The sequence below is a fragment of the Type-D symbiont of Plautia stali genome, assembly GCF_001485335.1.
In the GTDB taxonomy this organism is placed as follows: Bacteria; Pseudomonadota; Gammaproteobacteria; order Enterobacterales; family Enterobacteriaceae; genus Pantoea; species Pantoea vagans_C.
In genome coordinates this window covers 1-3,700 of the sequence record NZ_BBOC01000163.1, presented here as the reverse complement: position 1 = coordinate 3,700, position 3,700 = coordinate 1, and the positions used below count along the sequence as shown (strand labels likewise).

Below are 3,700 nucleotides of genomic sequence, written 5' to 3'. Positions count from 1 at the left end.
CCGGCACGCTCTCTGCGGTTTGCTCCAGCACGCGGCTCTCTTTGATCGCCAGATGAATCTGGTCCGGCTCAATATCGGGAATTTGGCCACGCACCGGTGCAGTATCCACGTAAAGATCACGCAGAATATTGACCGCCGCGTCCACGCTTAACGCGCGCCCCACCAGCTTGAAGTGATTATCCCGGCGGTTGATTTCGACACCGAGACGTTTTTCCAGCTGCTTCACATTGTCATCAAACGGACCGCACAGGCTCATCAGTCGGCGGTTATCTGCCGGTTCAAGGGCGATTTCACGAGTTTCGATATTCAAATGAATCCTTTGGGTCACTCAGGGCCAGTTGAAAAAGGTGTATCGGATGCGCTGATTGATGCTGCGCATCTCTACAGAATTATTTATGGGGTTACGCCCAGCTGCAAGTTGCAGAAGGAATATTTGGGCACCGCTTGCGGAATGCAAGGGTAGCAAACTGAAGCAGGCGACAGCGGGTTGTGCGCTGCCGCTCAAAGTTCGTGGTTTCAAGGCTGGTAGATACCAACACCAATGTCATTTTCACGGCGTGTACGGGCAATCACCATCGCTGGGCTTTGGTTGACGCGCAGGCCCATCTCATCCTCGGTACGCACCAGCTTACCGCGCAGTGAGTTGGCGTGGATATCCACGATCTCAACATCGACGAACTTACCGATCATCTCGATAGGGGCTTCAAAGTTGACCACGCGGTTATTATCGGTACGGCCGCTCAACTCCATGACGTTTTTACGTGAGATGCCTTCAACCAATACACGCTGCGTGGTACCGAGCATACGACGGCTCCACGCCGTCGCCTGCTGATTAAGGCGCTCCTGCAGGATAAACAGGCGCTGTTTTTTCTCTTCTTCAGTGACATCGTCCGGCAAATCGGCAGCCGGTGTGCCCGGACGCGCAGAGTAGATAAAGCTGAAGCTGACATCGAAGTTCACGTCACCAACCAGCTTCATGGTTTGCTCGAAATCTTGCTGCGTTTCACCCGGGAAACCGATGATAAAGTCCGAACTCATCTGGATATCAGGACGTGCCTTGAGCAGCTTACGGATGATGGATTTATACTCCAGCGCCGTGTGTCCACGTTTCATCAGCGTCAGAATGCGATCCGCGCCACTCTGTACCGGCAGATGCAGGAAGCTCACCAGTTCGGGCGTATCGCGATAGACATCAATAATGTCGTCAGTGAACTCAATCGGGTGGCTGGTGGTGAAGCGAATACGGTCGATACCATCGATCGCGGCGACCAGACGCAGCAGTTCGGCAAAGGTACAGATTTGGTCATCAAAGGTGGCACCACGGTAGGCATTGACGTTCTGCCCCAGCAGATTGACCTCACGCACGCCTTGTGCGGCGAGCTGGGCAATTTCCAGCAAAATATCGTCACACGGGCGGCTGACTTCCTCTCCACGGGTGTAAGGCACCACGCAGAAGGTACAGTATTTATTACAGCCTTCCATAATCGAGACAAAGGCGGTAGGCCCTTCAGCACGCGGTTCCGGCAAGCGGTCAAATTTTTCAATCTCAGGAAAACTGATATCAATCACCGGACTCTTGGTGCCACGCACCTGATTCAGCATCTCTGGCAGGCGATGTAATGTCTGCGGACCAAAAACAATATCCACGCAGTTCGCACGCTCACGCAGGCGTTCGCCTTCCTGTGACGCCACACAACCGCCCACGCCGATGATCACGTCAGGATTATTCGCCTTTAGTTTTTTCCAGCGTCCTAACAGGGCGAAAACCTTCTCCTGTGCCTTCTCGCGGATGGAGCAGGTGTTGAGCAGCAGAACGTCCGCCTCTTCGGCGTCCTCGGTCAGGGTATAACCGTGCGTGCTGTTCAGCAGGTCAGCCATCTTGGATGAATCATACTCATTCATCTGACAGCCCCAGGTTTTGATATGCAGTTTTTTGGTCATCGAACTAGCCATTGATCAGAGCGAAGTGCAGGGCGCGTATTGTAATGCTTTGCCGCTGTTGTGACCAGCGCAGCAGGGGCTGAGATTGTGGCGCCAATTTCCGGTACACTTTACCAATCAACGTGATGCTGTGAGGCTTCACGGTAAGCAGAAGGATGAGAGTCAATGCAGGATTCACAATTTGATGTGGTGGTGGTGGGCGGCGGCATGGTCGGTGCCGCGCTGGCCTGTGGACTGGCACAGCAGCAATTCCGCGTGGCGGTGATTGAGCGTGCGGAACCGGCGGAGTTTGATGCCACCAGCCCACCCGATGTGCGTATTTCTGCCATCGGCGCTTCATCAGTGGCGCTGCTACGTCAACTGAATGTCTGGCCGCGTGTTGAAGCGATGCGCTGCGCACCTTACCGCAAGCTGGAAACCTGGGAGTGGCAAAGTGCGCACGTGACATTTGATGCAGCTTCGTTGGGTCTGCCTGAATTAGGTTACATGGTTGAAAACAGCGTGCTACAGCGCGCGCTGTGGGAAAAAATGCAGGAAGAGGGTGTGACGCTGATTTGCCCGGCGAGCTTACAGGGGCTACAGCAACATTGCGCAGGCTGGCAGGTGCAGTTGGATAACGGCACGGTGCTGGAGACGCGTCTGGTGGTTGGTGCGGATGGTGCCAACTCACGGGTACGTCAACTGGCGGGGATTGGTGTGCGCGGCTGGCAATATGCGCAGTCTTGCATGCTGATCAGCGTTGAGTGTGAACAGGAGGTGGGCGATTCCACCTGGCAACAATTCACCCCTGAAGGTCCGCGTGCCTTCCTGCCGTTGTTTGATCGCCACGCGTCACTGGTGTGGTATGACGCGCCAGCGCGTATTCGCCAACTGCAAAACCTGCCTCTGGCACAGCTTGAGAAAGAGATTCACGCTCATTTCCCGGCGCGTGTGGGCCGCATTCATGTGAAAAAAGCAGCCTCGTTTCCTTTAGTGCGACGCCATGCGACACGCTATGTCATGCCCGGTCTGGCGCTGGTAGGCGATGCCGCGCACACCATTAACCCGCTTGCCGGTCAGGGTGTGAACCTGGGATACCGGGATGTGGATGCGCTAATCAATACACTTGTTGAGGCACGCAGTCAGGCGCAGTTGTGGTCATCGGATGCGGTGTTACAGCGTTATCATCGTCAACGCTATAAAGATAACGTGCTGATGCAAGGCGGGATGGATCTGTTCTATTTTGCGTTTAGCAATACGCTTTCACCGTTACGTTTTGCGCGCAATCTGGGATTGATCGCCGCGGAGAATGCCGGAGCGCTGAAACGCAAAGTGCTGAAATACGCGTTGGGTTTGTAAGCAGGGGAGCGTCGCAGGGCGCTCTACTTGTCTAAACGCAGAAAACAATAAAGCCCGCAAAAGCGGGCTTTATTGTTCAATTTGGCTGGGGTGCAGGGATTCGAACCCCGGAATGCTGGTATCAGAAACCAGAGCCTTACCGCTTGGCGACACCCCAAAAATACTGTTCAAATTGTTTTTAATTGGCTGGGGTGCAGGGATTCGAACCCCGGAATGCTGGTATCAGAAACCAGAGCCTTACCGCTTGGCGACACCCCAAGAATTTGGTGGCTACGACGGGATTTGAACCTGTGACCCCATCATTATGAGTGATGTGCTCTAACCAGCTGAGCTACGTAGCCTGAGTTTTACTGCTTACTGCATCCGAAGATGGCTGGGATACCTGGATTCGAACCAGGGAATGCCGGTATCAAAAACCGGT

The 3,700-nt window shown here is 54.4% G+C and carries 2 protein-coding genes, 3 tRNA genes and 1 pseudogene; 1 reads left to right on the top strand and 5 read right to left on the bottom strand.

All coding sequences use genetic code 11. The features are described 5' to 3' along the window. Window positions 1-310: pseudogene (locus PSSD_RS25610) on the bottom strand (PhoH family protein); the annotation flags it as partial. 206 nt (window positions 311-516) lie between these two features. Continuing rightward, window positions 517-1,941 carry a tRNA (N6-isopentenyl adenosine(37)-C2)-methylthiotransferase MiaB gene (gene miaB, locus PSSD_RS25605; protein ID WP_058974195.1) on the bottom strand — a complete coding sequence of 475 codons (1,425 nt, stop codon included), beginning with the start codon at window positions 1,939-1,941 and terminating at the stop codon, window positions 517-519. Window positions 1,942-2,106: 165 nt separating this feature from the next. Here miaB and ubiF point away from each other — a divergent pair, with 165 nt between their 5' ends. Beyond that, window positions 2,107-3,279 carry a 3-demethoxyubiquinol 3-hydroxylase gene (gene ubiF / locus PSSD_RS25600; protein ID WP_039330488.1) on the top strand — a complete coding sequence of 391 codons (1,173 nt, stop codon included), beginning with the start codon at window positions 2,107-2,109 and terminating at the stop codon, window positions 3,277-3,279. Window positions 3,280-3,361: 82 nt separating this feature from the next. On the opposite strand, the gene PSSD_RS25595 is transcribed toward ubiF, so the two are convergent. The 3 genes from PSSD_RS25595 to PSSD_RS25585 all read right to left on the bottom strand — a co-directional run bounded on the left by PSSD_RS25595 (window position 3,362) and on the right by PSSD_RS25585 (window position 3,620). Then, window positions 3,362-3,436: transfer RNA gene (locus tag PSSD_RS25595), tRNA-Gln, on the bottom strand. Between the two features lie 26 nt (window positions 3,437-3,462). After that, window positions 3,463-3,537, bottom strand: a tRNA-Gln gene (locus PSSD_RS25590). A 6-nt stretch (window positions 3,538-3,543) separates the two neighbouring features. Further along, window positions 3,544-3,620: transfer RNA gene (locus PSSD_RS25585), tRNA-Met, on the bottom strand. Window positions 3,621-3,700: the final 80 nt, after the last annotated feature.

What these genes read in the sequence shown, in the direction of transcription:
- miaB (WP_058974195.1), bottom strand. Translation starts at nt 1,941, where the DNA reads ATGACCAAAAAACTGCATATCAAAACCTGGGGCTGTCAGATGAATGAG.
- ubiF (WP_039330488.1), top strand. Translation starts at nt 2,107, where the DNA reads ATGCAGGATTCACAATTTGATGTGGTGGTGGTGGGCGGCGGCATGGTC.